The sequence below is a fragment of the Paucibacter sp. TC2R-5 genome (genome assembly GCF_025717605.1).
Classification (GTDB): Bacteria; Pseudomonadota; Gammaproteobacteria; order Burkholderiales; family Burkholderiaceae_C; genus Paucibacter_A; species Paucibacter_A albus.
In genome coordinates, this window is record NZ_JAJIRQ010000001.1 from 540,975 (window position 1) to 565,499 (window position 24,525).

The 24,525-nt window shown below is 62.8% G+C and carries 22 protein-coding genes; 11 read left to right on the forward strand and 11 right to left on the reverse strand.

Annotated elements, in window-relative coordinates; all coding sequences use genetic code 11:
* Positions 1 to 214 precede the first annotated feature (214 nt).
* On the forward strand, positions 215 to 643 hold the full coding sequence (locus LNV08_RS02235) for a YidB family protein (protein WP_263532017.1): 429 nt from the start codon (positions 215 to 217) through the stop codon (positions 641 to 643).
* A 29-nt stretch (positions 644 to 672) separates the two neighbouring features.
* Here LNV08_RS02235 and LNV08_RS02240 read toward each other — a convergent pair whose 3' ends face one another.
* The 4 genes from LNV08_RS02240 to LNV08_RS02255 all read right to left on the reverse strand — a co-directional run bounded on the left by LNV08_RS02240 (position 673) and on the right by LNV08_RS02255 (position 4,574).
* Positions 673 to 1,509: an HAD-IIB family hydrolase gene (locus tag LNV08_RS02240; protein WP_263532018.1), complete on the reverse strand. Its 837-nt coding sequence runs from the start codon at positions 1,507 to 1,509 to the stop codon at positions 673 to 675.
* A gap of 69 nt (positions 1,510 to 1,578) precedes the next feature.
* Complete coding sequence (locus tag LNV08_RS02245) at positions 1,579 to 3,339, reverse strand: PhoH family protein (protein ID WP_263532019.1); 1,761 nt, start codon at positions 3,337 to 3,339, stop codon at positions 1,579 to 1,581.
* A gap of 238 nt (positions 3,340 to 3,577) precedes the next feature.
* Entirely contained in the window at positions 3,578 to 4,057 is a 480-nt protein-coding gene (locus LNV08_RS02250; protein WP_263532020.1) for a peroxiredoxin, read from the reverse strand.
* 142 nt (positions 4,058 to 4,199) lie between these two features.
* On the reverse strand, positions 4,200 to 4,574 hold the full coding sequence (locus LNV08_RS02255) for an Mth938-like domain-containing protein (RefSeq protein ID WP_263532021.1): 375 nt from the start codon (positions 4,572 to 4,574) through the stop codon (positions 4,200 to 4,202).
* A gap of 191 nt (positions 4,575 to 4,765) precedes the next feature.
* Between LNV08_RS02255 and LNV08_RS02260 the strand changes: the two genes are divergently transcribed.
* The 6 genes from LNV08_RS02260 (at position 4,766) to LNV08_RS02285 (ending at position 10,641) form a co-directional block, all read left to right on the forward strand.
* The gene (locus tag LNV08_RS02260; protein ID WP_263532293.1) at positions 4,766 to 5,992 is read left to right on the forward strand and encodes a pyridoxal phosphate-dependent aminotransferase; all 1,227 of its coding nucleotides are present in this window, start codon (positions 4,766 to 4,768) and stop codon (positions 5,990 to 5,992) included.
* Between the two features lie 45 nt (positions 5,993 to 6,037).
* Entirely contained in the window at positions 6,038 to 7,348 is a 1,311-nt protein-coding gene (locus LNV08_RS02265) for a homoserine dehydrogenase (RefSeq protein WP_263532022.1), read from the forward strand.
* Positions 7,345 to 8,751 carry a threonine synthase gene (gene thrC / locus LNV08_RS02270; protein ID WP_263532023.1) on the forward strand — a complete coding sequence of 469 codons (1,407 nt, stop codon included), beginning with the start codon at positions 7,345 to 7,347 and terminating at the stop codon, positions 8,749 to 8,751. Before LNV08_RS02265 ends, thrC begins: the two co-directional genes overlap by 4 nt.
* A complete protein-coding gene (glp, locus tag LNV08_RS02275; protein WP_263532024.1) occupies positions 8,744 to 9,991 on the forward strand; it encodes a gephyrin-like molybdotransferase Glp in 1,248 nt (415 codons plus the stop codon). The genes thrC and glp overlap by 8 nt, the downstream gene beginning before the upstream one ends.
* A complete protein-coding gene (moaD, locus tag LNV08_RS02280; RefSeq protein ID WP_414858665.1) occupies positions 9,988 to 10,248 on the forward strand; it encodes a molybdopterin converting factor subunit 1 in 261 nt (86 codons plus the stop codon). Before glp ends, moaD begins: the two co-directional genes overlap by 4 nt.
* 72 nt (positions 10,249 to 10,320) lie before the next feature.
* The gene (locus tag LNV08_RS02285) at positions 10,321 to 10,641 is read left to right on the forward strand and encodes an S-adenosylmethionine decarboxylase (RefSeq protein WP_318014086.1); all 321 of its coding nucleotides are present in this window, start codon (positions 10,321 to 10,323) and stop codon (positions 10,639 to 10,641) included.
* Here LNV08_RS02285 and soxR read toward each other — a convergent pair.
* Positions 10,583 to 11,134 (reverse strand): redox-sensitive transcriptional activator SoxR, encoded by a 552-nt coding sequence (soxR, locus tag LNV08_RS02290; RefSeq protein WP_318014087.1) that lies wholly within the window; start codon positions 11,132 to 11,134, stop codon positions 10,583 to 10,585. The genes LNV08_RS02285 and soxR overlap by 59 nt on opposite strands.
* Before the next feature lie 85 nt (positions 11,135 to 11,219).
* Between soxR and LNV08_RS02295 the strand changes: the two genes are divergently transcribed.
* Positions 11,220 to 12,245: a questin oxidase family protein gene (locus LNV08_RS02295; RefSeq protein WP_263532026.1), complete on the forward strand. Its 1,026-nt coding sequence runs from the start codon at positions 11,220 to 11,222 to the stop codon at positions 12,243 to 12,245.
* A 15-nt stretch (positions 12,246 to 12,260) separates the two neighbouring features.
* On the opposite strand, the gene LNV08_RS02300 is transcribed toward LNV08_RS02295, so the two are convergent.
* A complete protein-coding gene (locus LNV08_RS02300) occupies positions 12,261 to 13,814 on the reverse strand; it encodes a flavin monoamine oxidase family protein (protein ID WP_263532027.1) in 1,554 nt (517 codons plus the stop codon).
* 15 nt (positions 13,815 to 13,829) lie between these two features.
* Positions 13,830 to 15,395, reverse strand: coding sequence for a polyamine aminopropyltransferase (locus tag LNV08_RS02305; protein WP_263532028.1), 1,566 nt, complete (start codon positions 15,393 to 15,395; stop codon positions 13,830 to 13,832).
* A 76-nt stretch (positions 15,396 to 15,471) separates the two neighbouring features.
* Between LNV08_RS02305 and LNV08_RS02310 the strand changes: the two genes are divergently transcribed.
* Both LNV08_RS02310 and rraA read left to right on the forward strand, forming a co-directional pair.
* The gene (locus LNV08_RS02310; protein WP_263532296.1) at positions 15,472 to 15,729 is read left to right on the forward strand and encodes an RNA-binding S4 domain-containing protein; all 258 of its coding nucleotides are present in this window, start codon (positions 15,472 to 15,474) and stop codon (positions 15,727 to 15,729) included.
* Positions 15,729 to 16,223: a ribonuclease E activity regulator RraA gene (rraA, locus tag LNV08_RS02315; protein ID WP_263532029.1), complete on the forward strand. Its 495-nt coding sequence runs from the start codon at positions 15,729 to 15,731 to the stop codon at positions 16,221 to 16,223. Before LNV08_RS02310 ends, rraA begins: the two co-directional genes overlap by 1 nt.
* A gap of 6 nt (positions 16,224 to 16,229) precedes the next feature.
* Here the strand turns inward: rraA and LNV08_RS02320 are convergent, their stop codons facing one another.
* From LNV08_RS02320 to LNV08_RS02335, 4 genes are all read right to left on the reverse strand, one after another.
* Positions 16,230 to 18,407 carry a putative bifunctional diguanylate cyclase/phosphodiesterase gene (locus tag LNV08_RS02320; RefSeq protein WP_263532030.1) on the reverse strand — a complete coding sequence of 726 codons (2,178 nt, stop codon included), beginning with the start codon at positions 18,405 to 18,407 and terminating at the stop codon, positions 16,230 to 16,232.
* Between the two features lie 56 nt (positions 18,408 to 18,463).
* Positions 18,464 to 19,168, reverse strand: a complete 705-nt coding sequence (gene serB / locus LNV08_RS02325; protein WP_263532031.1) for a phosphoserine phosphatase SerB — start codon at positions 19,166 to 19,168, stop codon at positions 18,464 to 18,466.
* A 16-nt stretch (positions 19,169 to 19,184) separates the two neighbouring features.
* Entirely contained in the window at positions 19,185 to 22,649 is a 3,465-nt protein-coding gene (gene mfd, locus LNV08_RS02330) for a transcription-repair coupling factor (RefSeq protein WP_263532032.1), read from the reverse strand.
* A gap of 66 nt (positions 22,650 to 22,715) precedes the next feature.
* Complete coding sequence (locus LNV08_RS02335) at positions 22,716 to 23,756, reverse strand: RNA methyltransferase (RefSeq protein ID WP_263532033.1); 1,041 nt, start codon at positions 23,754 to 23,756, stop codon at positions 22,716 to 22,718.
* Between the two features lie 39 nt (positions 23,757 to 23,795).
* Between LNV08_RS02335 and ispD the strand changes: the two genes are divergently transcribed.
* Positions 23,796 to 24,518 (forward strand): 2-C-methyl-D-erythritol 4-phosphate cytidylyltransferase, encoded by a 723-nt coding sequence (ispD, locus tag LNV08_RS02340; RefSeq protein WP_263532034.1) that lies wholly within the window; start codon positions 23,796 to 23,798, stop codon positions 24,516 to 24,518.
* Positions 24,519 to 24,525: the final 7 nt, after the last annotated feature.

The following is a 24,525-nucleotide window of genomic DNA, read 5'->3' on the forward strand; positions in this document are numbered from 1 at the left end:
GCAAGTCGGGATCTAGAGCTTAGATTTTAACGTGGATTCAGGGTAATCCCGAGTTTCGCCCGATGTGGCTCGTCAATGGCCGATAACAGTTAGGCCCAAGCGTGATTTTGTTGGCTCCTAACTTTTTTTCACAGGGGATCGCTGCTGCGCGTAGACAATCCGAACGCGATGAATTGCATCGTGTTTGTATATAGGGGAGCGCATTATGGGTTTGATGGATTCTTTGATTGGTGCTGCGACGCAGGCCTTGGCGGGTCAAGGGCAAGGGCACGGCGGCAGCGGCCCGGACTGGGTCGGCATTGTCTCGGGTCTACTGGCCAATGGCTCAGCGCAAGGCGGCTTGGGCGGCTTGTTGAAGCAGTTGGAAGGTGCGGGTTTGGGCGAGCAGGTGCAGTCCTGGGTCGGGCATGGTGCCAATCAGCCGGTGTCGGGTGATCAACTGAGCTCGGCCTTGGGCGGTGATTTGATGTCGCAATTGGCCGCGCAGGCCGGCGTTTCGCACGCCGAGGCCGGCTCGCAGCTCAGCCAGATGTTGCCGGAGATCATCAATATGCTGACGCCGCATGGCGAAGTGCCGGCCGCTGGTGCCGGCGGCTTGGGTGATTTGGCCGGCATGTTGGGCGGCTTGCTTAAGCAGGCTTGAGCTCTGTCTATCGGCGCTGAGCTTGATCCTCAGCGCTTCCAGTCAGCGTCGATAAAGCGCAGCACGCTGTCTTCATGGTGAGGCCCGATCACCTGATGGGCTTCATCTTTGACCGCCGCAATGGCGTTGGCGACGGCGATGCCGCGGTGTGCGGCGCGCAGCATTTTGATGTCGTTGACATGATCGCCGAACACCACCACTTCGCGTTCTTGCAGGCCGTAGCGTTCGGCCAAGGTTTTGATGGCCTGGTCCTTGGTGGCGCGCCGGTCGTGCACGGTCAGCCAGGGCCATCCGGGCTTGTAAAGATCTTCGGCGAGATGGGTTTCCACCGCATCCCCGCATAACTCGTCAATTGCGGCTTGTAGCGCCGCCAGCGGCCCTTCGCGGTCCACCACCACAAAGGTCACGGCCGGTACCCCTAACTCGTCTTGCAGACGGGCCGTATGACGTAAGCGCGGGTCGGCATTGCGCTTGCGCTCGTCGACAAAGGCTTGCTGCGCCTCGTTGTGCACCGATTGGTAGAAGAGCTGATCGCCCTTGGGTCCATGGGTGGATATAAAGGGCATCAGGCCGTGTTGGCGGATCAGCGCGAACACGGCTTTGCTCAAGGCCGGCTCGATCGCGTGCACCAGTTCGTGCCTGCCGCTTGCCATCTCGCTGATATAGGCGCCGTTCGACGAAATAACGGGTAGGCGCAGCGGCAAGTCACCCAGGATCTGGCGAATGGAAGAGACATGGCGCGCGCTGGCGACGGTGAAGGTCAGCCCTTGTTCGAGGAGTTGCAGCAGGCCGGCCCGGGTGCTGTGTGCCAACTTGCCCTGCTGGTCCAGCAAGGTGCCGTCAAGATCTGAAACGTAGAAACTCATTTTTGATTTGGAAAGTGAAAAGGGCGACCGCTCGGCCGCCCTTGTGTGAGAGCTGGACGCTACCCGAGTTCAGAGTACTTCGGAGGCGAAATCCGCCAGTCTTGAGCGTTCGCCGCGCGCCAGCGTCACATGGCCGCTGTGGGCCCAGCCCTTGAAGCGGTCCACCGCAAAGGTCAGGCCCGAGCTACCCTCGGTCAGATAGGGCGTGTCGATCTGCGCCAAGTTACCCAGGCAAACAATCTTGGTGCCGGGGCCGGCACGCGTGATCAGCGTCTTCATCTGCTTGGGCGTCAGGTTCTGCGCCTCATCGATGATCACGTATTTGTTCAAGAAAGTACGGCCTCGCATGAAGTTCATGCTCTTGATCTTGATCTTGCTGCGCACCAAGTCGTTGGTGGCCGCGCGACCCCATTCGCCGGCGGTGTTATCGCCGCGACCCAGCACCTCCATATTGTCGTCCAGCGCGCCCATCCAGGGGCTCATCTTCTCTTCTTCGGTGCCGGGCAAGAAACCGATGTCTTCGCCCACCGGCACGGTCACGCGGGTGACGATGATCTCGGAATAGCGCCGCTCATCCAGCACTTGCGAGAGGCCCGCCGCCAGCGTCATCAAGGTCTTGCCGGTGCCGGCCGTGCCGGTCAGTGTGACGAAGTCGACATCGGGGTCCATCAGCAAATTCAGCGCAAAGTTCTGCTCGCGGTTGCGGGCGGTCACTCCCCAGACCTTGTGCTTTTGATTGCCATAGTCCTTCAGCGTGCGCAGCACGGCGGTCTTGCCGGTGATCTCCAGCACCTTGGCATAGAGCGGCGCGGCACCTGGGGCCTCCAGGTAGATCAGTTCATTGACCAGCAGAGACGGCACCAGTGGCCCGCTGATGCGGTAGAAGGTGATGCCACCCTGGCTCCAGCTCTCCATGGTCTTGCCGTGGCGCTCCCAAAAGTCGGCCGGCAGAGCTTGCACGCCGGTGTAAAGCAGATCGGAGTCTTCCAGCGTCTTGTCGTTGCGGTAGTCCTCTGTCGGCAGGCCCAGGGCACGCGCCTTGATCCGCATATTGATGTCCTTGGACACCAGCACGACCTCGCGGCCCGGCTCCTTCAGCTTCAGCGCCGTCACCACCGCGAGGATCTGGTTATCGGCCTTGCCTTGGGGCAGGCCCGGCGGCAGCGGCGCGTCAACCAACTGTGTTTGGAAGAACAGCTTGCCGCCGGCTTCGCGGTGGCCGGTGTGGTTCAAGGGCAGGCCCTTGGCCATTTCTTCCAGCCCACTGCTCTTGAGGCCGCCGGCGAGGTTGTCCAGTTCGCGGCTGACCTGACGCACATTGCGCGCCACCTCGGTCATGCCCTTTTTGTGGCCGTCCATTTCCTCTAGCGTGATCATGGGCAGATAGATGTCGTGTTCCTCGAATCGGAACAAGCACATCGGGTCATGCATCAGCACATTGGTGTCCAGCACAAACAGCTTGGGTGCGCCGGCCGCTGCCGCCTTCTTCGACTTGCTGGTCTTGGGCTGGGCGGCAGACTCGGCCGAAGCGAGCTTGGTGGCCGTGGTCGCTGCCGGTCTGGTCTTGGCGCCGGTCGCGCGAGGCGGCGCAAAGGTTGTTTGCACGTCTTGGGTGGTCGTTACGGGCGTTGCGGCCTTGTTGCTGGCTGCTGGCTTGGTGCTGGCAACGGCAACCGGCGCGGCCTGACTGACAGCGGGCGCCGCCTTGGCCGCGGCGACAGGCGGCGCTGACTTGCGCGGCGCATCAGGCTTGCTGACGGCCAAGTTGGCCTCGAAGGCGGAAGACTCCAGGCGGCTGGCACGTTTGGTCGGGGGCTTGGGCAGGGGCATGGTGGGCGTCAGTCTGCGTTGAAAAATGGGGACCGAGGGCGATCTGGTCGCGCGCAAAAAACAAAAGCCGCACAGACAGCTGTGCGGCTTTGGGGTTTGGCTTTGCGGCTCTCGGGCATGGACCCATTATGCACAAAGCGTGATGACACCAAATGAAGGTCTTGGCCCAAGAAAAAACCGGCCGGGCTTGGACAGCGCGGGCCGGTTTTCTGAGGGTTCAATGCAGCGGGTGCAAGGCTCAGGCAATTTCCTTCTTCAGGTTGCCGACTTCCTTCAGCACTTCATCGACATGGCCGGCGACCTTGATGCCGCGCCATTCGGCTCGCAGCACGCCGGTCGCATCGATCAAGAAGGTCGAGCGCTCGATGCCTTTGACCTTTTTGCCGTACATGATCTTGTTCTTGACCACGCCAAACATATGGCAGAGCTTTTCTTCGGTGTCGGCAATCAGCTCGAAGGGCAGCTCAAGCGTTTGCTTGAACTTGTCGTGCGAAGCCATGTTGTCGCGCGAAACTCCAAGCACAACCGTGCCGGATTTCACAAAGTCTTTGTAGCGGTCACGGAATTGCATCGCCTCGGTGGTACAACCCGGGGTATTGTCCTTCGGGTAGAAGAACAACACGACGGCATGTCCGAGGTAGGTGTGCGGAGTGAACTTCACGCCTCCCGTGGCAAGGGCTTCAATTTCCGGGAGAGGTTTGTTGAGCGCTGGCGTCATTTGGCGATGTATGTATGATGCGCCCGAGTAGGCATAGCTGCTGATTATACGTTGTTCGGCGTGACGGTCCGGCGACGAGGGCTCAAGCGGCTCTGTGGCCCTGCCAAGTCCCGTGAGGCCTGCCTAAAAAGCGCGGCCGCTTTCAGGCCTCAATCAAAAGCGCCGCCAAAACATTGCGCCCTTCGCTGGCCAGTACGTTGTAGGTGCGGCAGGCCGCCGCCAGATCCATGGTTTCCACGCCGATCCGGGCCTGGATCAAGCTTTGGTACAAGGCCGGCTTGGCAAACCTGATGCGAGCGCCGCTGCCGAAAATCACCAACTCGGGCTTCAGGCTCAAGATCTGTTCGAAGTGCAGCTCCGTCAGGTCTTCAAAGCGCTGCAAGCTCCAGGCCTGTACTTCGCCCTTCCAAGGTACGAGCAGGCTCGCCGCATAGGCTTCCCCGTTGACCCAAACGGTGCGTCCATCATGCTTTGAAATGCTGTTGCCGCCTTGCGGCTCATCGAGTTGGAATTTCATGACGGGATCAGGACGCTTAAAGCGTTGAGGTAAGGCTGACGAATTTCAAGGAGTTCGGCCGGCGCTCGCGGCGCTCTTTGCCGCCGGGCCACCAGCCTGTGATTAAATTGTACGTTTTGCGGCGCAGCATTTCTGCGCGCTGAGCCGCTTTCCCTCGCGCCCCCCGCCATGTTTGAGGAGTTCCAGTCTTGTTGAAGCCCATGCTCAAGTCCCGCAAATTGGCCAATGTCTGCTATGACATCCGCGGACCCGTGCTCGACAAGGCCCGGCAAATGGAGGAGGAGGGGCACAAGATCATCAAGCTGAACATCGGCAATATCGCCGCCTTCGGTATCGAGCCGCCGGATGAGATCGTGCAGGACATGATCCGCAATCTGCCTGCTGCGGCTGGCTACACCGACTCCAAGGGCCTGTTCGCCCCGCGCAAGGCGGTGGTGCATTACTGCCAAGAAAAGAAGATCGCCGGCGTCACCATCGACGATGTCTACCTCGGCAACGGCGCGTCCGAGTTGATCACCATGAGCATGAATGCCCTGCTCAACGGCGACGACGAAATCCTGGTGCCAGCACCCGACTATCCGCTGTGGACAGCGTCGGTCGCCCTGGCCGGCGGAAGGCCTGTGCATTATGTGTGTGACGAGCAAGCCGACTGGATGCCGGATGTGGCCGACATCCGTCGCAAGATCACGCCCAATACCAAGGGCATCGTGGTCATCAACCCGAACAACCCGACCGGCGCGCTTTACCCTGACAGCGTGCTGCTGGAAATCGTCGAGATTGCCCGCCAGCATCAACTGATCATCTTTGCCGACGAGATCTACGACAAGACACTCTACGACGGCAATGTGCATACCAGCCTGGCTTCGCTGGCTGATGACGTGTTGTTCGTGACCTTCAACGGCCTGTCCAAGAACTACCGCTCCTGCGGCTACCGCGCCGGCTGGATGATTGTTTCGGGCGAGAAGCGCCATGCGCAGGACTACATCACCGGCCTGAATATGCTGGCCTCGATGCGCTTGTGCGCCAACACGCCGGGTCAGTTGGCGATTCAGACCGCCTTGGGCGGCTACCAGAGCATCAACGACCTGGTCGCACCAACCGGCCGCCTGTGCCGCCAGCGTGACCTCGCCTACGACTTGCTGACGCAGATTCCTGGCGTCAGCGTGGTCAAGCCGAAAGCGGCTTTGTATATGTTCCCCCGCCTGGACCCGAAGATCTACCCGATCGAGGATGACCAGCAATTCGCCTATGAATTGCTGGCCGAGGAAAAGGTGTTGATCGTGCAAGGGACGGGCTTCAACTGGATAGCCCCCGATCATTTCCGGCTCGTTTTTCTGCCCAACTCCGACGACCTGCGGGAAGCGGTGGGGCGAATCGAGCGTTTCCTGACGCATTACCGCAAGCGGGCCGGGCGCTAGTCGCCGGACGCCTTAGTTTTTTAGCGAAGAGCAGAGAGAACTCCCATGAAAGCGATCAAAGTTGGCCTGCTGGGCATTGGTACCGTGGGCAGCGGCACTTTCAATGTGCTGCGTCGCAACAGCCAAGAAATCCGTGGCCGCGCCGGCCGGGGCATCGAGATCACGATGGTGAGCCGCCGCAATGTGGCGCTGGCCAAGCAAATCGTCGGCGAGGGTGTGACCGTGACGGCCGACCCCTTCGACATCATTCGCAACCCCGAGATTGACATCGTCGTCGAGACCATCGGTGGCTGTGACCTGGCGCGCACGCTGGTGCTGGAAGCGATTGCTGCCGGCAAGCATGTGGTGACGGCCAACAAGGCCCTCGTGGCCGTGCATGGCACCGAGATCTTCGCGGCTGCACGCGAAAAAGGCGTGATGGTTGCTTTCGAAGCGGCCGTGGCCGGCGGCATTCCCATCATCAAAGCCTTGCGTGAAGGTCTGACGGCCAACCGCATTGAGTGGATTGCCGGCATCATCAACGGCACGACCAATTTCATCCTCTCCGAGATGCGCAGCAAGGGCCTGGACTTTGCCACCGTGTTGAAGGAGGCGCAGCGCCTGGGCTATGCCGAGTCCGACCCGACCTTCGATGTTGAAGGCGTGGACGCGGCGCACAAGCTGACCATCATGAGCGCGATCGCTTTCGGTGTGCCGGTGCAGTTCGACAAGGCCCATGTAGAGGGCATCAGCCAGCTGCAAGCGACCGACATCAAATACGCCGAACAACTCGGTTACCGCATCAAGCTCTTGGGCTTGACACGCCGTCGCGAGAAAGGCATTGAGCTGCGCGTGCACCCGACCTTGGTGCCGATCACGCGCTTGATCGCCAATGTGGAGGGTGCGATGAATGCGGTGGTGGTGCAGGGCGATGCTGTCGGCACCACGCTGTACTACGGCAAGGGTGCGGGCGCCGAGCCGACCGCTTCGGCCATCATCGCCGACCTGGTCGACATCACCCGCTTGCACACCGCTGACCCCGATCACCGCGTGCCGCATCTGGCCTTCCAGCCCGATGCCATCAGCGACACCGCCATTCTGCCGATGGAAGATGTGCTGAGCAGCTACTACCTGCGCTTACGGGTGGCCGACGAGGCCGGCGTCTTGTCCAGCATCACCACTATCTTGGCCGAGAGCGATATCTCGATCGATGCGGTGCTGCAACGCGAATCTGCTGATGGTGAGCGTCAGACCGATCTGATCATCCTGACGCATGAAACCAGCGAAGGCGGTATGAACAAGGCCTTGGCACGCATGCAAGGTCTGCCGACGGTGCTGGCGCCTATCGTGCGACTGCGCAAGGAAGAGTTGGCATGAAGTACTTCAGTACCCGTGGCGACAAGACCGAGCGTGCTTTTTGCGAAATCCTGCTGGAAGGCCTGGCACCCGATGGTGGGCTGTATTTGCCGGTCAGCTATCCGCAGATCGACGCAGCGACGCTGAGCAAGTGGCGAGCCTTAAGCTACGCCGATCTGGCCTTCGAGATCTTGTCGCTCTATATCGACGACATCCCGACAGAAGACTTGCGCGCGATTGCCCGCCGGACCTATACCGAGGCCGTGTTCGGCACGCCTGAGATCACGCCGCTGAAGGTCTTGGAGCCCGGCTTGGCTCTGCAAGCCTTGTCCAATGGCCCGACGCTGGCCTTCAAGGACATGGCCATGCAATTGCTCGGGCAGCTGTTCGAGTATGAGTTGAAGCGCCGTGGCGAGACGCTCAACATCCTCGGCGCGACCTCGGGTGACACCGGCAGCGCAGCCGAGTACGCGATGCGCGGCAAGGCAGGCGTCAATGTCTTCATGCTCAGCCCGCATGGCCGCATGAGCCCGTTCCAGCAGGCGCAGATGTTCAGCCTGCAAGACGCGAACATCCACAATATCGCCATCGAAGGTGTGTTCGATGATTGCCAGGACATCGTCAAGGCGGTGTCCAACGATCTGGACTTCAAACGCAAGTACAAAATTGGCACCGTCAATTCGATCAATTGGGCGCGTCTGCTCGCTCAAGTTGTTTATTACTTCGCCGGCTACTTCCAAGCCACGAAGTCGAACGACGAAAAGGTCAGCTTCACCGTCCCTTCCGGCAATTTCGGTAATGTCTGTGCCGGCCATGTCGCGCGCATGATGGGGCTGCCGATCGCCAATCTGGTGGTGGCGACGAACGAGAACGATGTGCTGGACGAGTTTTTCCGCACCGGCGTCTATCGCGTGCGCGGCAGCGCCGACACGCATGAGACCTCCAGCCCTTCGATGGATATCTCCAAAGCGAGCAATTTCGAGCGCTTTGTGTTTGACCTCTTGGGACGCGACGGCGCGAGGGTGAAATCGCTGTTTGATGACGCCATCGCCAAGGCTGGACGTTTCGAGATCAGCGCCGCCGAGCATGCGCAGATTCAGCCCTATGGGTTTGTCTCCGGCTCCAGCAGTCATGCCGACCGTTTGGCGACGATCCGCTCGACCTATGAAAAATACGGCGCCATCGTCGACACCCATACCGCTGACGGCCTGAAGGTTGCGCTTGAGCGCCGCCAGCCAGGCACCACCATGCTGGTCTTAGAGACCGCCTTGCCGGTGAAGTTCGCTGCCACGATTGAAGAGGCCTTGAGCTTGACGCCGCCGCGCCCGGCCGGTCTGGAGAACATCGAGTCTCTGCCCAAGCGGGTGAGCGTGATGCCGGTGGACGCCCAAGCGGTCAAGTCCTTCATCCAAGCTCATGTCTGAAGTGGCGGTGAAGCGGCCGGTCATGCAAAGCCTCGACGAGGCCTTGGCGCGCTTGCTGAGTACCGTCCAGCCCTTGGGTTTGAGCGAATGCCTGCCGACAGGCGATGCCTTGGGGCGGGTCTTGTTCGAGCCAGTCGTGTCGCTGATCGATGTGCCGCCGGCCGATAACAGCAGCATGGATGGTTATGCGCTGTGCGCCGCCGATGTGGCAGCAAGCGACGCGGTCTTGCCGGTCGCTCAGCGCGTACCGGCCGGCGTGGTCGGCGCTGTCCATCAGGCGGGCACGGCCGCGCGCATTTTTACCGGCGCGCAGATTCCCGTTGGCGCCGATGCGGTCGTCATGCAAGAGCAGTGCGAGGCGCTGGCCGTGGACCTTGCAAGTGAGGGTTTGGGCAGCGTTCGCGTCAATGCCCGGGTGCAAGCGGGTCAGTGGATCCGGCGGCGTGGCGAGGATGTGCAGCAGGGCGCCACGGTGCTGGCGGCGGGCTGCCGGCTTGATGCTGCCGCTCTAGGCTTGGCCGCTTCGGTGGGCGCGGCGGAGCTGACGGTCGCACGCCGTCCACGCGTGGCGCTGTTCTCGACCGGTGACGAGTTGGTGATGCCGGGCGAGCCCCTCAAGCCCGGTGCCATTTACAACTCCAACCGATTTACGCTGCGCGCGATGCTGCAAGGCCTGGGCTGCGAGGTGATCGACTTAGGCATCGTTCCCGACAAGCTCGACGCCACCCGTGCCGCCTTGCGCGAGGCGGCTGGCCTGGCCGACCTGATCATCACCTCGGGCGGTGTCTCGGTCGGCGAGGAAGATCATCTGCGTCCGGCCGTACAAGCCGAAGGCACATTGGATTTGTGGCAGATTGCGATCAAGCCTGGCAAGCCTCTGGCTTTCGGTCGCGTGGGCGGGGCTTGGTTCATTGGCTTGCCCGGTAATCCGGTCTCCAGCTTCGTCACCTTTGCCTTGGCTGTAAGGCCGGTGATTCTGCGCATGCAGGGCGCTACAAAGCTGCAGCCGCGCAGCTTTATGTTGCGGGCCGATTTCGATTGGCCCAAAGCCGACAGGCGGCGCGAGTTTTTGCGTGTGCGGCTCAATGAGGCCGGCGGCTTGGACCTTTTCCCCAATCAGAGTTCGGGTGTGCTGACCTCGGCCGTCTGGGCCGATGGCCTGCTGGACAATCCGGCCGGCCAGGCCTTTGAAGCCGGGCATTCTGTGCGTTACTTGCCGATGAGTGAACTGCTGACATGAATGCCATCACCATCAATCTGCGTTTCTTTGCATCACTGCGCGAGCGCTTCGGTGCGAGTGAAAGGCTGAGCTTGGCGGCCGGCACGACGGTTGGTGAGTTGCGTGACTTGCTGCTGGCCCGTTCGGACGCCCATGCCGAGTTGCTGGCGCGCAGTCGCGCGGTCCGCTGTGCCTTGAATCAGCAGTTATGCGCCGAAGATGCCGTCATCCAAGACGGCGCCGAAGTTGCCTTCTTCCCACCCGTCACCGGCGGCTGAGCCGGCCGCGCCAATATGCGGGGCCTGCACCTGACCGCTGATTTGAGCGGTGTCCGAGCCGACCTTGCATTGATGCTTGATCCGACTGCCTTGCAAGCACTTTGCGTGGGTGCGGTGGCAGCGGCTGAGCTGGGTGCTGTGGCCGAGTTGTTTCACCGCTTCACGCCGGCTCCGGGTGAAACGCAGTCCGGCATCACTGGCGTGGTGCTGCTGGCCGAATCCCATCTGGCTGTTCACACCTGGCCCGAGTTGGGCGGTGTGACGCTGGATGTCTATGTGTGCAATATGGGCCTGGACAATAGCGCCAAGGCGCGGGCCTTGATGGGCGAGTTGATCAAGGCTTTCGCACCCGAACAGGTGCAGCAGCAGACTTTGCAGCGCGGCCTGACTTAGCTGCCCCGTCCATCACGGCCTGCGCGCTGTCACCGAGCAGGTAGCGGGCCCCGGGTCCGGCCTTGGCGGCTGCGTCGGCCGGGTTGTAGAGCGCGCATTTGCTCAGCGACAAGCAGCCGCAGCCGATACAGGCGCTCAAGGTGTCGCGCAACTGGATCAGCTCGGCAATGCGTTGATCCAACACCGGCCGCCAACCGCTGGACAGGCGCTGCCAGTCGGCGGCGTTGGGCGTGCGCCCATCGGGCAACTGGCTCATGGCAGCGCGAATTTGTTCCAGGCTCAGCCCGACCGTTTGTGCTGCGCGGATGAAGGCGATGCGGCGCAAATCTCCCCGCGCGTAATGGCGCCGGCCGCCTTCGCTGCGCTGGCTGCCCAGCAGGCCTTGTTCCTCGTAAAAACGCAGCGCACTGGCGGCCATGCCGCTGCGCCGCACGACCTCGCCGATCGGCAGGCGTGTCTGAGCGTCCTGAAGCTTGGCGGGAGAGCTGGGCACGGGCGACCTCGTTCGAGAAAAATGTTGACTTCAAGTTAACTTGAACTTTCAGTATAGAGGCCTTGCTAGCTCAATCAAGCTCATCATGACTCACGAACAAGCACACACATCTGCACTTGCCCCTTGGCTGGAACTCAATTTGCGGCAATTTCCGCTCGAGTACGGTGATCAACTCAGCAGCCATCTGCCCATGGCCTTGCATGCCCTGCACAGCCTGGGTGCCGACGAGGCGCGCATGGCCGAGTTCTTCAATAGCTATGGCCGTCGATTTGAAGGCATGGCGGCGCCGTCTCCGGCCGCGCCGCCGCAGCACTGGCTGAGCTTGCGGGGCGACTGGTCGGCCTACAGTGCCTTGCGCCGCTATTTTGACTTGGCCTTGGCGGCGGAAGGTCGGGACGCGCTGCTGCGCCGGGTCTTGCCCGAGCTGCTGCCGGGCGTTTCGGCGGTCGCCTTTCACGGTGCGATTCGGCTGGCTCATGCCTTAGAGGGCGGGCACATCGGCGAGCTGGGCGCTGCTTTGGCCTACTGGGCGAGCCGCTGGCAGCAACTGCCGGCGCCTTTGGTGCACAGTGGTATCGAGCCCTTGAGCTTGTCTGCTTGGTCTGAGCGTTTGGTGGCCAGCGCGTCCACCTGGCGCAGTGAGGCGCCCTTGATTTTTCTGCGCATGATGGAGGCCAGCGCCAGGCCTGTGTATGCCGAGTCGGTTTGGTCGGCGCCGGCCCCTGCGCCGACCTTGCTGGCTCGCGTGGCGGAGCTGGCAAGCCTGGCCTTGGACTACTACTTGCACAGCGCCAATTTCACCGTGCTCCACATGATCACCGGTCTGCGCGCTGTGCGTGTTCTCGGGCCTTGGCTGCCGCAAGACGCACTGTTTCAAGCCTCAGCCCAGGCTGTACTGACCCAGGCCTTTGTTGCCGCCTATCTGGCCGGGCGCGTGCAGCGGCGTGAAGCGCCTGTGGATCAGCTGGGCCTGAGTTGGCCCGCGCTGGCCAAGCAAGCAAGCCTGTCCAACGATGATCACACCATCAAGCTGGTCCATGCATGCCAGGAGGAGTGGGCCGTCTATGGTGATGCGCGTTACTTGCAAGCTGCGGCTTTTGCCCTGCGATGAAGTGGGGTCTCATGCTCAGCCTCGGCTTCCGGCCAGGCTCGCTCCCAGCTCATAGCCGCGCGTGTAAGCCTCCTCAAAGACCGAGTAGCCGGCCAGATCGCTGTGCGCAAAGTGCAGGCGGCCCTGCGGCTGCAGCAAGGCGCTCAGCGCCGCCGAGCTGCGCACGCCCGGTACCGGGATGCTCATCGCATGACCCCAGCGGGCCAGATCTGCGCGCTGCAAGTTCGCGGCCAGATCGGGGTGGACGGTGCCCAAATCCGCCAACACCAGGCGCAGCCAATGGCGCCAATCCTGTTGCAGTAATTCGCGGCGCCGAGCCTGCGGCAATGCCCAGTAGGCGCTCAACACCGTAGGTCCGGCCTTGGGCACGAGGGCTTGATGCATGGCGTCCACATAACCCAGCGCTTGGCTGGCATAGACCACATTGTCCCAGGACGGCGGCGCGCCCGTGCGCTGCAGCAGGGGGGCTTTGAGCTGAAGATTGGTGACCAACCAAGGCGCATAGCGCAAATGCTGGGCGGCGGCCTTGAGTGGTGTCAGCGCCTGGCCCAGCAGTTGGTTGGCGATGAAGAGCGGCGTTGCCAACACGACTTGATCGGCCACCCAGCGCTCAGGCGTCTGCTTGGCCTCGTTCCAGGCCAAGACCTCCACCTGATGTTTGCCGGGTGCTACCTGCAACACGCTGCGGCCGCTGTGGATCTGTTCGGCCAAGGGCTGGGCCATTGCATCGGTCAAAAAGGCATTGCCTTGGGGCCAGGTCAGGACTGCCTCGCGTTCGCTGTTCGAGTTGGCGGGGTGAAAGCCATGTCGGCTGGCGAAGTAGTGCAGCCCTGCCCAGGCTGAGACGTCTTGAATGCCCGCGCCGTAGTCGTCGCGGCAACAGTAGTCCAGATACCAGAGCAGCTGGGCATCGTGCAGGCCTTGCTGCGTCAGCCAAGCGGCGAATGTTTGGCTGTCCAGCGCCGTAGCCCCAGGCGTCCAGCGCGCGCGCCGGCTCGGCATGGCAAAACCCAGTGTCGCCTGCGCTTGGTCAACGGCGCGCTCGAACATCTGCTGCTGCGCGCTTGCCGCCGCGCTGAGCGGCGGCGGCAACAAGCCTTCGTGCCAGGTGCCGTCCAAAAACAGCCGCTCTTGCGGGCTGTGGCAGAGATGGCGCTCGTCCCACACCGCGCGACCCAATACCTGGCGCACCAGACCTAACTCTTCAAGCAGCTGGTAGACCTCAGGTGAAGCTGGACCGGGCAAAGGCAAATAATGCGCGCCGGTCGGGCAGGGCATGCCGCCCATGCTGTGGGCGCGACTGTTGCCGCCGCAAGCCTCTTCTAGTTCCAGCAATGCAAAGTCTGTCATGCCCGCCTGGCTCAGGGCGCGAGCGCAGGCAAGACCGGACACGCCGCCGCCGATGATCAGAATTTTTGTGCGGCGCATGGGGCCATCGCCGGCCTTGGGCAGAGGTGCACGCAGGCGGTGGCCGCGCTCGAGATCTGCCCCGCCGACCCAGCCTCCTGCTAACGCCGCGTCTGCAGGAGCGCAGCCGGCCAGCAGGGCCGCGCCGCTGCCTATTAACAACTCACGCCGCTTCAATCAGTGCACCTTGCCCCATTCCGCCTCGAACTCATGCACCAATTGCTGGTTCGACAAACGATTCACCTCGGTCGGCACGCGCGCCATATCGGGCGGGAAGTTCATCAGTGCCGGCAGGCCTGCCAAGTCCAGAAACTTCAAGCCTGCGGGTAGTTCGCGCGGTGGCACCCAGGGCCGTCGGCCGGCCAGCACAAAGCCCCATTCGCCAAAACTCGGCACATGAGCGTGGTAGGGCGTCGTCGTCAGGCCGGCCGCTTCCAAGGTGCTGACAACCGTCCAGAAGCTGCGCCTGGCGATCAAGGGTGAGGTGGTCTGCACCACGGCGTAGCCGCCGGCCGCCAAATGCTGGTCGATCAACTGATAAAAACTCGTGGTGTAGAGCTTGCCGAGCGCGAAATTGCTGGGGTCGGGGAAGTCGATCACGATCACATCGAAGTAGCCGGCATGTTGCTCCAGCCAGCCAAAGGCGTCGGCATTGACGATGTGCAGCTTCGGTGAAAGTAGCGCATCGCTGTTGAGTTGGCGCAGCAGGGGCAGGGTGGAGAACAGCCGCGTCATATGCGGGTCCAGCTCGACCAGGGTGACGTTTTGCACGCTGGGGTAACGCAATACTTCCCGCACGGCCATGCCGTCGCCGCCACCCAGCACCAAGACCTTTTGGGGCGCGCCGTGGCCGGCCATGGCCGGGTGCACCAAGGCCTCGTGATAGCGGTACTCGTCTTTGGAATGGAACTGCAAATTGCCGTTCAAAAACAGACGCGTGCCGGCATTGCCTTGGGTGACGACGACGCGTTGGTAGTCTGAGCTTTCGCGCACCAGAATGTGCTCGCCGTAGAAGCGGTCCTCGGCCCAACTCGTCAGTCGGTCCGCACCCAGCATCGCCACCAGCAGCAGGCCCAAGCTGGCCGCGCAGGCCAAGGCATGGGCGCGCCAGGCGCGCAGTTGCGAGCGAAACAGCCACAGTGCCCAGATCGCCACCAGCACATTCAAGAGCCCAAAAAACAGGCCCGTGCGCACCAGTCCCAAATGCGGTACCAGCAGCAGCGGAAAAGCCAGTGCCACCACCAGGGCGCCCAGGTAATCAAAGGTGAGCACCTGCGAGACCAAGTCACCCAGCTCATAGCGCTCGCTGAACTGCTTTTTGAGGATGCGCATCACCAAGGGAATTTCCAGCCCGACCAAGGCGCCAACCAAGAGCACCAGGCCGTAAAGCAGCACCCGAAAGGCCGCCACTTGGCCGGGCGGCAGCAGGCTGTGGGCCACAAAGAGTGCGGCCGGCATCAGCCCGCCGATCACGCCGACCAGCAATTCGATCTTCAAGAACTGCGCCACCAACTGGCGCTTCAAATAGCGGCTTAACCAGGAACCCAGGCCCATCGCGAACAGATAGGTGCCGATGATGGTCGAGAACTGCAGGACCGAGTCGCCGAGCAAGTAACTGGCCAAGGCACCGGCCGTCAGCTCGTAGACCAGGCCGCAGGCGGCGATGACAAAGACGCTGGCCAGCAGCAACAACTCGGGCAGGGATATGCGGCCGGCGGGGCTGGGGGCGGTAGGAGATGGCATGGCCGCGAGCTTAGCCGATGGTTGGCATTGCTTTTGGCATGGAGGCGGCCAGGTTTGAGACAATCCGGCCATGAAGATCTCTCAAATCGAATTTGAACTACGCGGCGAATACATCGAGTTGGACAAGCTGCTCAAGGCCAATGGCTTGGTCGAGAGCGGCGGCCGAGCCCGCGTGTTGATCAGCGAGGGCCATGTGCAGGTGAATGGGCAGGACGAGCTGCGCAAGACGGCCAAGATACGCGCCGGTCAGGTCGTGTCCATGCAGGGCGTGCGCATCAAGGTCTTGGCCGACCCTTTGACCGACCCTTTGGCCGATGGCGGGGTGCAATCGTGATGGATCAAGAGTTTTCGACCTGTGATTTTTGCGATGCTCATAAAAGCGATGACTCGGGCAACTTCCGTTGGATGCCCGGCGTGTTTCGCAGTTATGGCGGACTGAGTCGCTTTGCTGGCCCAGTCAGCACGGTCAAATGCTTTGAGGACAATAGCCTGGTCAAGGCCGCCGTGGAGAGTCCCGGAAACGGGCGCGTCTTGGTGGTCGATGGCGCCGGCTCGCTGCGGCGGGCTTTGCTGGGCGGGCAGTTGGGTATGGCCGCCGCCCATCACGGCTGGGCCGGGCTTGTGATCAATGGCTGTGTGCGCGATGTGGCCGAGCTGGCGCAGGCGCAGGTCGGCATTCTGGCCTTGGGCCTTGTGCCTATGCCCACCGATCGCAAGGGCCAAGGTCTGGCCGACGTGCTGCTGCAGGTTCAGGGTGTCAGCATTCGCCCTGGAGATTGGCTGTACGCCGACGCCGACGGCGTGGTGATCAGCGCAAATCGCCTGTAACTTTCGTCAGCGAAGCTTGAGCCAGGCCTGCAAGTCCTGCGCGGACTGTGGGCGGGCGAAAAAGTAACCTTGAGCGATTTCGCAGCCGGCTTCGATCAGTACGCGCCGCTGCCCCTCGGTCTCGACACCTTCGGCCACCACGGCCAGGCCCAAGGCGCGGCCAATGCCGATCACGGCGCTGGACAGCGCGCGGTCATCGGCGTCGGTCTCCAGATCGCGCACAAAGCTTTTGTCGAGCTTGAGCTCGCTGACGGGCAGACGCTTCAAATAGCTCAGGCTGGAGTAGCCAGTACCGAAATCATCTATGGACAAGCGCACGCCCATTGAATGCAGCTGATTGAGCTGGTCCACGGTGCGCGTCTCATGCTCCAGCAGCAGGCGTTCGGTCATCTCCAGCGTGATCTGTTCGGCGCGCAAATCATGTTTCTGCAGCAGCGAATGCACATGCGCTGCCACATCGTCTTGCTGAAATCGGGTGGGCGAGACATTGACCGCGACCGCTTGAATAGGCACCCCTTGTTCGCGCCAGCTGGCCAGTTGCGCGCAGGCCGCCTCCAGCACCCAGGCATCCAAGGCGTTGACCAGGCCGCATTCTTCGGCCATGGGGATGAAGGTGTCGGGCGGCACCTGGCCATGTTGCGGATGCCACCAGCGCAGCAAGGCCTCCGCACCGACCAGCGCGCCGTCGCTCAAGCGCACCTTGGGCTGATAGTGCAGGGCCAGCGAATTGCTCGATAGCGCCAGGCGCAGCGCGCTTTCAAGCGCCATGCGGGTGTCCAGGGCTTGATTCATTGCCGGCAGGTAAAAGCGCGCGCAATTGCGGCCGGCCCGCTTGGCTTCGTACATGGCGATGTCGGCATGCTTGAGCAGCTTGTCGAGCTCATGGCCGTCATCGGGGTAGCAGCTCACACCGATGCTGGCGCTGATCAGCAGCGGTGCATCTTGGCCCGTCAGCTCCAGCGGCAGCTCCAGGCTGGCCAGCAGCTTGGCCGCGACCTGCATCGCATAGCTGGCGCTGCAGCCGGGCAACCAGGCAACAAACTCATCGCCGCCAAAGCGCGCCAAGGTGTCTGCCTCGCGCAGGCAAGCACTCAGGCGCAGCGCGGCTTGGCGCAGCACCTCGTCACCGCTGGCGTGGCCCAGGGTGTCGTTGACGGTTTTAAAACGATCCAAGTCCAGCAACAAGAGTGCTGCGGGCGCGCCTGTGCGCCCGGCCAGCGGCAAGCCCTGCCGAACCCGATCGGCAAAGAGCGTGCGATTGGGCAAGCCGGTGACACCGTCGAAATAGGCCAGGCGCTCGATTTGGCGCAGATGCTCGTCATGCTTGAGCGCCACCGTGCAGAGCTGCTCGCAGGCCTCGACCATGCGGCGGTGAAAATCTGCCGCAACGCGCGCCTCGCGGTAATAGAGTGCGAAGGTCGCCCCGACCCGTTGCGGGTTGAGAAAAATGGGTGTCGACCAACAAGCACCCAGGCCAAAGGACAGGGCCAAGGCCCGATAGTCAGCCCACAAGGGGTCATTGGCAATATCAGTGACCTGCACGGCTTGGCCTCGAAAGGCTGCCGTGCCGCATGAGCCCACCGATGGGCCTATGGCCAGCCCATCCAAGGCTGCGCTGAAATTGGAGGGTAGGCTGGGCGCAGCCAAGGGGTGCAGCAAACCGGCCTCGTCCACCGCGAGCACCGAGCAGATGACGTCCGGTGCCAAGGCTTCAACGCGCCGGCACAGCAGGTCCATCACCACCGGCAGCGGCCGCCCCAGCGCCACGGCCTCCAATACATCATGCTGGAGTGCTGAGACCGCCTCGCGCTCGATGCGCTCGTCCATGGGGCGCAACAGCATCAGGGTCAGTTTTGATTCGGCGTCAGGCAGCGACTGAAACTGCAACTCGAAGCTGCGTTGGCCGCCCTCGGCCAGAGTGAGTTGCAGCAACAAGGTTTGTTGCCTGAGTTCGGGAGGGCCGTCCTGGCGCATCAGGTTCTGCCAGCGTTCAAGGCTGAGATCTTGAAAGCACTCGTGCAGATAGTCCGCCGCGACGCTGAATTGGCGGAAATAGTGATTGGAATGCCGAATCGTTGCCGATTCATCCACCCAGATCAGGCCAAGACTGGCCTGATCCAGCGAGTCGAATAGCTGCTGGGGCGCCAAAGGCGGCAAGGCGGGCGGGGCAGCGTGATCAGGCATAAGCTTAGGGCTCGCTTGGATGGTCCAAGTCCATCCTACGCCAGCTTTAGCTAGGTTTAGTTGCGAGTCATCAAACTCAGCAACTGCTCCAGCCCGCCTGCGTTGATCGCAACCATCGCCTGCTCGCGCACCCGGGGTTTGGCGTGGAAGGCCACCGACAGGCCGGCCGCGCCCATCATCAAGAGGTCGTTGGCGCCGTCACCGACCGCGATGCATTGCTCGGGGCTGCAGCCAATCTCGGCCGCGCATTGCAGCATCATGCGGCGCTTTTCTTCGCCGTCGCAGATATCGCCCCAGTCTTGCATCACCAAATCCCCGGTCAGCAAACCGTCTTTGATGCCCAGTTCATTGCTACGCACAAAGTCCATGCCCAACTCGGCGGCGACATAAGACGTAAAAAACGTGAAGCCACCCGACACCAGCAGCAGCTTGACGCCGGCGGCCTTCAGCGCCGCGCACAGCTCGCGCGCGCCGGGGTTGAACTGCAGACGATCTTTCAAGACGGCGTCCAGCGCCGTGACCGGCACGCCCTTGAGCAGCGCCAAGCGCCGGCGCAGGCTGTCTTTGAAGTCGGTGATCTCGCCGCGCATCGCCGCCTCGGTGATGGCCGCCACCGCGGCCTTAGCGCCGGCCGCATCGGCGATCTCATCGATGCATTCGATGCTGATCAGCGTCGAGTCCATGTCGAAGGCCGCGAGTTTGAAGTCGGCCAAGGCCAGCGGTGGGGTGAAGCCTTGCAGCACTAAATTCGTTGTCGTCATCTTGAAGTTCTATCGCTTAGTCTTGTTTGATCGGAGCGCCCAGCAGCCGCAGCACTTCGCGAATCGCCTGCGCCCGGTCCTTGGGGTCGCTCAGCGCCTTGTCGATGCGCAGCTTGTCGTTGCCGACCAGTTTGATGTTGCGGTTCTTCTGCACCAGCTCGATCACCCGCATCGCGTCGATCGGTGGGTTGGGGCGGAAGTTGATATTCATCGCCAGCGGGGCGGCATCGATCTTGGCCACGCCGTATGGCTTGGCCAGCACGCGCAGGCGGTGCGTATCGAACAAGGTCTGACCCTGGCTGGGCAACTTGCCGAAACGGTCGGTGACTTCTTCCAGCAACTTGTCGATCTGCTCGCTCTTCTCGGCCGAGGCCAGGCGCTTGTAGAGCGAGAGTCGCTGGTGCACGTCGCCGCAGTAGGCGTCGGGCAGCAGGGCGGGTGCGTGCAGATTGATCTCGGTGACGGCGCCCAGCGGGCTGAGCAGATCGGGTTCCTTGCCGGACTTGAGCGCGCGCACCGCCTCGGCCAGCATCTCGTTATAGAGCTGAAAGCCGATTTCCATCATATTGCCGCTCTGGTTTTCGCCCAGCATCTGGCCGGCACCGCGAATTTCCAGGTCATGCATGGCCAGGTAGAAGCCCGAACCTAACTCCTCCATCGCCTGGATCGCGTCCAAGCGCTGCGCCGCCTGCTTGGTCAGCCCCTCGATATCGGGCACCAGCAAATAGGCATAGGCCTGATGATGCGAGCGTCCGACCCGGCCGCGCAACTGGTGCAGCTGCGCCAGGCCGAACTTGTCGGCACGCGCCATGATGATGGTGTTGGCGCTCGGCACATCGATGCCGGTTTCAATAATCGTCGAGCACAGCAGCACATTGTGTTTGCCGCCGACGAACTCGCGCATCACGCGCTCCAGCTCGCGCTCGGGCATCTGGCCATGGGCAATGATGATGCGGGCCTCGGGCACCAGCTCGGCCAGCTTCTGGCGCCGGTTCTCGATCGTCTCGACCTCGTTGTGCAGGAAGTAGACCTGACCGCCGCGCTTCAACTCGCGCAGAATCGCCTCGCGTATCGTGCCGCTGCTCTCGGCCCGCACGAAGGTCTTGATTGCCAGGCGGCGCTGCGGTGCCGTCGCGATAACGCTCAAGTCGCGCAGGCCTTCGAGCGCCATGCCCAAGGTGCGCGGGATCGGCGTGGCGGTCAAGGTGAGCACATCGACCTCGGCCCGCATCGCCTTCATCTGCTCTTTGTGACGCACGCCAAAACGGTGTTCTTCGTCGATCACCAGCAGGCCCAGCCGCGCGAACTTCACATCCGGGCTGAGCAGCTTGTGGGTGCCGATGACGATGTCGATGGTGCCGTCGGCCAGGCCCGCCATTGCCGCCTTGATCTCCTTGGCGGAGCGGAAGCGGCTCATCTCGGCCACCCGCACCGGCCATTTGCCGAAACGGTCAGCGATGTTCTGGTAATGCTGCTCGGCCAGCAGCGTGGTCGGCGCCAGGATGGCGACCTGCTTGCCGCCCATCACGGCCACAAAGGCCGCGCGCAGCGCCACCTCGGTTTTGCCGAAGCCCACATCGCCGCAGACCAATCGGTCCATTGGCTTGGGGCTGATCATGTCCTGGATCACCGCGTGGATGGCGGCGCGCTGATCCGGCGTCTCCTCAAAGCCGAAGCTGGTGGCAAAGGCCTCGTAGTCGGGGCCGGAGTATCTGAACGCGTGGCCTTCGCGGGCGGCTCTGCGGGCGTAGAGATTGAGTAATTCGGCGGCGGTGTCGCGCACCTGCTCGGCCGCCTTGCGCTTGGCCTTTTCCCATTGGCCGGAGCCCAGTCGGTGCAGCGGTGCTTCTTCGGCCGACACGCCGGTGTAGCGGCTGATCAGGTGCAGCTGCGAGACCGGCACATAAAGCGTCGCCTCATCGGCATAGATCAGGTGCAAGAACTCAGACGGGCCGTCGCCGATATCGATATTGATCAGGCCCTGGTAGCGCCCGATGCCGTGGTTGTTGTGCACCACCGGGTCGCCGACCTTGAGCTCGGACAGATCCTTGATCAGCGCATTGACGTCCGACACCTGCTCCTGCTTGCGGCGCCGGCGCGTGGTCGGCGTGGTTGCAAACAGCTCGGTCTCGGTGAAGAGCTGAATCTGGCGGCCATCTTCGGGCTCGAACCAGAAGAAGCCGGATGCCAGCGGTGCCGCTGTGATCGCGAACTTCTCGGTGCTAACTTCGAACTCGGCCAGATTCGCGACCGAAGGCGGATCGATCTTGTTGTCGCGCAGCAGCTCCAGCAGGCTCTCGCGCCGGCCTTCGCTTTCGGCCAGCAGCAAGACCCGGTGCGGCGTCGCTTTCAGATGCGCGGCCAAACGCGCCAGCGGCTCCTGTGCGCCGCGCTCGACGCTGACGTCGGGCAGCGGACGCGCGTAGTCGACCGGTTCGTTGCCGCGGATCGCGAGCACCGGATGCACATGGGTCAGCGCAAAAAAATCTTCGACCTTGAGGAAGAGCTCTTCCGGCGCCAGGATGGGGCGCTCGGGGTCATGCTGCAAAAAGCGATGGCGCTCGCGGGTGTCGGTCCAAAAGCGCGTCAGCGCCTCGTCGACCTCGCCGTGCAGCGCCAATGCGCATTGCTCGCCCAGGAATTCGAAGATGCTTGCGGTCTGCTCGAAAAAGATCGGCAGGTAGTACTCGATGCCGCCGGAGGCAATGCCCTGGTCGATGTCTTTGTAAAGGCGCGAGCGGGTCGGGTCGCCGTCCATCTTCTCGCGCCAGCGCGAGCGAAAGGCCTTCCTAGCCGCCTCATCCATCGGGAACTCACGGCCCGGTAGCAGCCGCACCTCGGGCACCGGGTAGAGGCTGCGCTGGGTGTCGGGGTCAAAGGTGCGGATCGAGTCGACCTCATCGCCGAACAGGTCGACCCGGTAGGGCACCAAGGAGCCCATCGGAAACAGATCGATCAGGCCACCGCGCACCGCGTATTCGCCCGGCGACACCACTTGCGAGACATGCGAGTAGCCGGCCAGCGTCAGCTGCGACTTCAGCGCGGCCTCGTCGAGGCGCTGACGCTGCTTGAAGTTGAAAGTGGTTGCTGCAAAAAAGCTCGGCGGCGCGAGCCTTGTCAGCGCGGTCGCAGCGGGCAAAAGAACCACATCCAGCTCGCGTTGGTCGGCCGGCTTGCCGCGACTTTGCAGCAACTGCCAGAGCGTGGCCAGGCGCTCCGAGATCAAGTCCTGGTGCGGGCTGAAGGTGTCGTAGGGCAGGGTCTCCCAGTCCGGGAAGACGCCGACGCGCAGCTGCGGCGCGAAGAATTTCAGCTCGTCCTCGAGCCGCTGCGTGTCGCCCGGCTCGGCCGTGAAGATCGCTGTGATGCGCCCCGCAGCCATCTGCTGCACGGCAAAGCGGGCCAGCAGCAATGCGTCGGCCGAGCCGGTCGGCCTTGCTTGCGTGAATTTCTTACCGGGGGAAATGAGGGGCAACTGCATGGGCTACAAATGGGAACAGCCCCGGAGTGGGGCTGCGGTGATTGTAGGCAAGCGCCGCGCGCCGACTCAGTTGTGGGGTCGCCGGGGGTGGATCTTGACCGGGATGCTGTCGGTTTGCGCCCGCGCGCGCAGCTGCCCGCAGCCGCCGTCCACATCCTGCCCCGCTGAGTCGCGCAACTTGGTCAGAATGCCGCACTGGTGCAGGTGGCGAGCGATGGCCGCGGCCTTTTCCCAGCTCGGCCGCTTGAAGGCAAGGTCCGGGATGGTGTTGTAGGGAATCATGTTCAAGAGCGCGTACTTGCCGCTGAGCAGCCGCACGATGCCATCGAGTTCCTCGGCGCTGTCATTGATGCCGTCCAGCAGCGTCCACTGATATTGGATCGGGTAACCGGTCGCGCGCGCATAGGTTTCGCCGAGCTCGACCAGTTCATCCGGCGTCAGGCGCGGCGCGCGCGGCAGCAGGCGTTCGCGCAGCTCTGCCTTGCTGGTGTGCAGCGACAGGGCCAGGGCCGGCTTGACCGGCCCCTCGGCCAAGCGCGTGAAGATGCGCGGGTCGCCGACGCTGGAGAAGACCAGGTTCTTGTGGCCGATATTGCCTTCGCTGCCGAGCAAGTTGATCGCCTCGATCACGTTGTCGAGGTTGTGCGCCGGCTCGCCCATGCCCATGAAGACGACTTTTTTGACCGGCCGCAGGGTCCGTGCCAAGGTCACTTGGGCGACGATCTCGGCGCTGGAGACTTGGCGAATCAAGCCGTCCCGTCCGGTCATGCAAAACACGCAGCCGACCGCGCAGCCCACCTGGGACGACACGCACAGGCCGTCGCGCGGCAAGAGCACAGACTCGACCGTTTGGCCGTCCTGCAAGCCCACCAGCAGGCGCGCCGAGCCGTCCTCGCCGGGGTGGCTGGAGATCAAGCGGGTCAGGCCCGCCAACTCGGCCTCAATGGCCGGCAAGGCTTCGCGCAAGGCCAGCGGCAAGTAGTTGCCGGGGCGCCGCCGGCCGCTGTCGCGCACGCGCACTTGCACCCAGTCGCGCAAGACGCGTTGTTCGTGTTCGGGTTTGGCGCCAAGGGCGCGCAGGCGCTGGCGTAGGTCTTGGATCTGCATGGAGCCGGGCATTTTAGAGCGCCACCCTAGAATGAAGCGATGATGAGCCAGAACAATTACACGGTGGGCGTGCAGCCTCGCTGTTATGCCTTGGTGCCGGCCGCAGGCATCGGCAGCCGCTCAGGCGCCGAGGGACCCAAACAATATGTGGCGCTGGCCGGGCGTCCGATGATGGCGCATACCTTGAGCGCCTTGGCGCAGGTGCCGGGTCTTGCCGCCACGCTGGTGGTGCTGGCGCCGGATGACAATATGTTCGAAGCGGCGCTGCCCGAGTTTGTCGGTGAAACGAGTTGGCTGGCGCGCTGCGGCGGCGCCAGCCGGGCCGAGACGGTCGCCAATGGCTTGCGTGAACTACTGGCGCGCGGTGCCCAGCCGCATGACTGGGTGCTGGTGCATGACGCGGCGCGTTGCTTGCTGCGCCCCGAATGGGTCGAGCGTTTGATCAAAGCCTGCGAAGTCGATGAAGTGGGTGGTTTGCTGGCTCAGCCCTTGGCCGATACCTTGAAGGCATCAAACCAAGGCAGGGTTGCATCAACCATCTCGCGGGCCGAGAAATGGGCGGCGCAAACGCCGCAGATGTTCCGCCTCGGTCTCTTGATTCCGGCGCTGGCTCATGCAGGCGAATCCATCACCGACGAGGCCAGTGCGGTCGAGGCCTTGGGCCACAGCCCCTTGTTGGTCGAATGCTCGATCGAGAACTTCAAGGTGACTTGGCCCGAGGACTTCGCGCTGGCCGAACGCTTGCTCAGCACGAGGTCTTGAGGGCTGG

Coding starts and splice junctions, on each gene's coding strand:
- LNV08_RS02235 (WP_263532017.1), top strand. CDS start 215: ATGGATTCTTTGATTGGTGCTGCGACGCAGGCCTTGGCGGGTCAAGGG.
- LNV08_RS02240 (WP_263532018.1), bottom strand. CDS start 1,509: ATGAGTTTCTACGTTTCAGATCTTGACGGCACCTTGCTGGACCAGCAG.
- LNV08_RS02245 (WP_263532019.1), bottom strand. CDS start 3,339: ATGCCCCTGCCCAAGCCCCCGACCAAACGTGCCAGCCGCCTGGAGTCT.
- LNV08_RS02250 (WP_263532020.1), bottom strand. CDS start 4,057: ATGACGCCAGCGCTCAACAAACCTCTCCCGGAAATTGAAGCCCTTGCC.
- LNV08_RS02255 (WP_263532021.1), bottom strand. CDS start 4,574: ATGAAATTCCAACTCGATGAGCCGCAAGGCGGCAACAGCATTTCAAAG.
- LNV08_RS02265 (WP_263532022.1), top strand. CDS start 6,038: ATGAAAGCGATCAAAGTTGGCCTGCTGGGCATTGGTACCGTGGGCAGC.
- thrC (WP_263532023.1), top strand. CDS start 7,345: ATGAAGTACTTCAGTACCCGTGGCGACAAGACCGAGCGTGCTTTTTGC.
- glp (WP_263532024.1), top strand. CDS start 8,744: ATGTCTGAAGTGGCGGTGAAGCGGCCGGTCATGCAAAGCCTCGACGAG.
- moaD (WP_414858665.1), top strand. CDS start 9,988: ATGAATGCCATCACCATCAATCTGCGTTTCTTTGCATCACTGCGCGAG.
- LNV08_RS02285 (WP_318014086.1), top strand. CDS start 10,321: ATGCTTGATCCGACTGCCTTGCAAGCACTTTGCGTGGGTGCGGTGGCA.
- LNV08_RS02295 (WP_263532026.1), top strand. CDS start 11,220: ATGACTCACGAACAAGCACACACATCTGCACTTGCCCCTTGGCTGGAA.
- LNV08_RS02305 (WP_263532028.1), bottom strand. CDS start 15,395: ATGCCATCTCCTACCGCCCCCAGCCCCGCCGGCCGCATATCCCTGCCC.
- rraA (WP_263532029.1), top strand. CDS start 15,729: ATGGATCAAGAGTTTTCGACCTGTGATTTTTGCGATGCTCATAAAAGC.
- LNV08_RS02320 (WP_263532030.1), bottom strand. CDS start 18,407: ATGCCTGATCACGCTGCCCCGCCCGCCTTGCCGCCTTTGGCGCCCCAG.
- serB (WP_263532031.1), bottom strand. CDS start 19,168: ATGACGACAACGAATTTAGTGCTGCAAGGCTTCACCCCACCGCTGGCC.
- mfd (WP_263532032.1), bottom strand. CDS start 22,649: ATGCAGTTGCCCCTCATTTCCCCCGGTAAGAAATTCACGCAAGCAAGG.
- LNV08_RS02335 (WP_263532033.1), bottom strand. CDS start 23,756: ATGCAGATCCAAGACCTACGCCAGCGCCTGCGCGCCCTTGGCGCCAAA.
- ispD (WP_263532034.1), top strand. CDS start 23,796: ATGATGAGCCAGAACAATTACACGGTGGGCGTGCAGCCTCGCTGTTAT.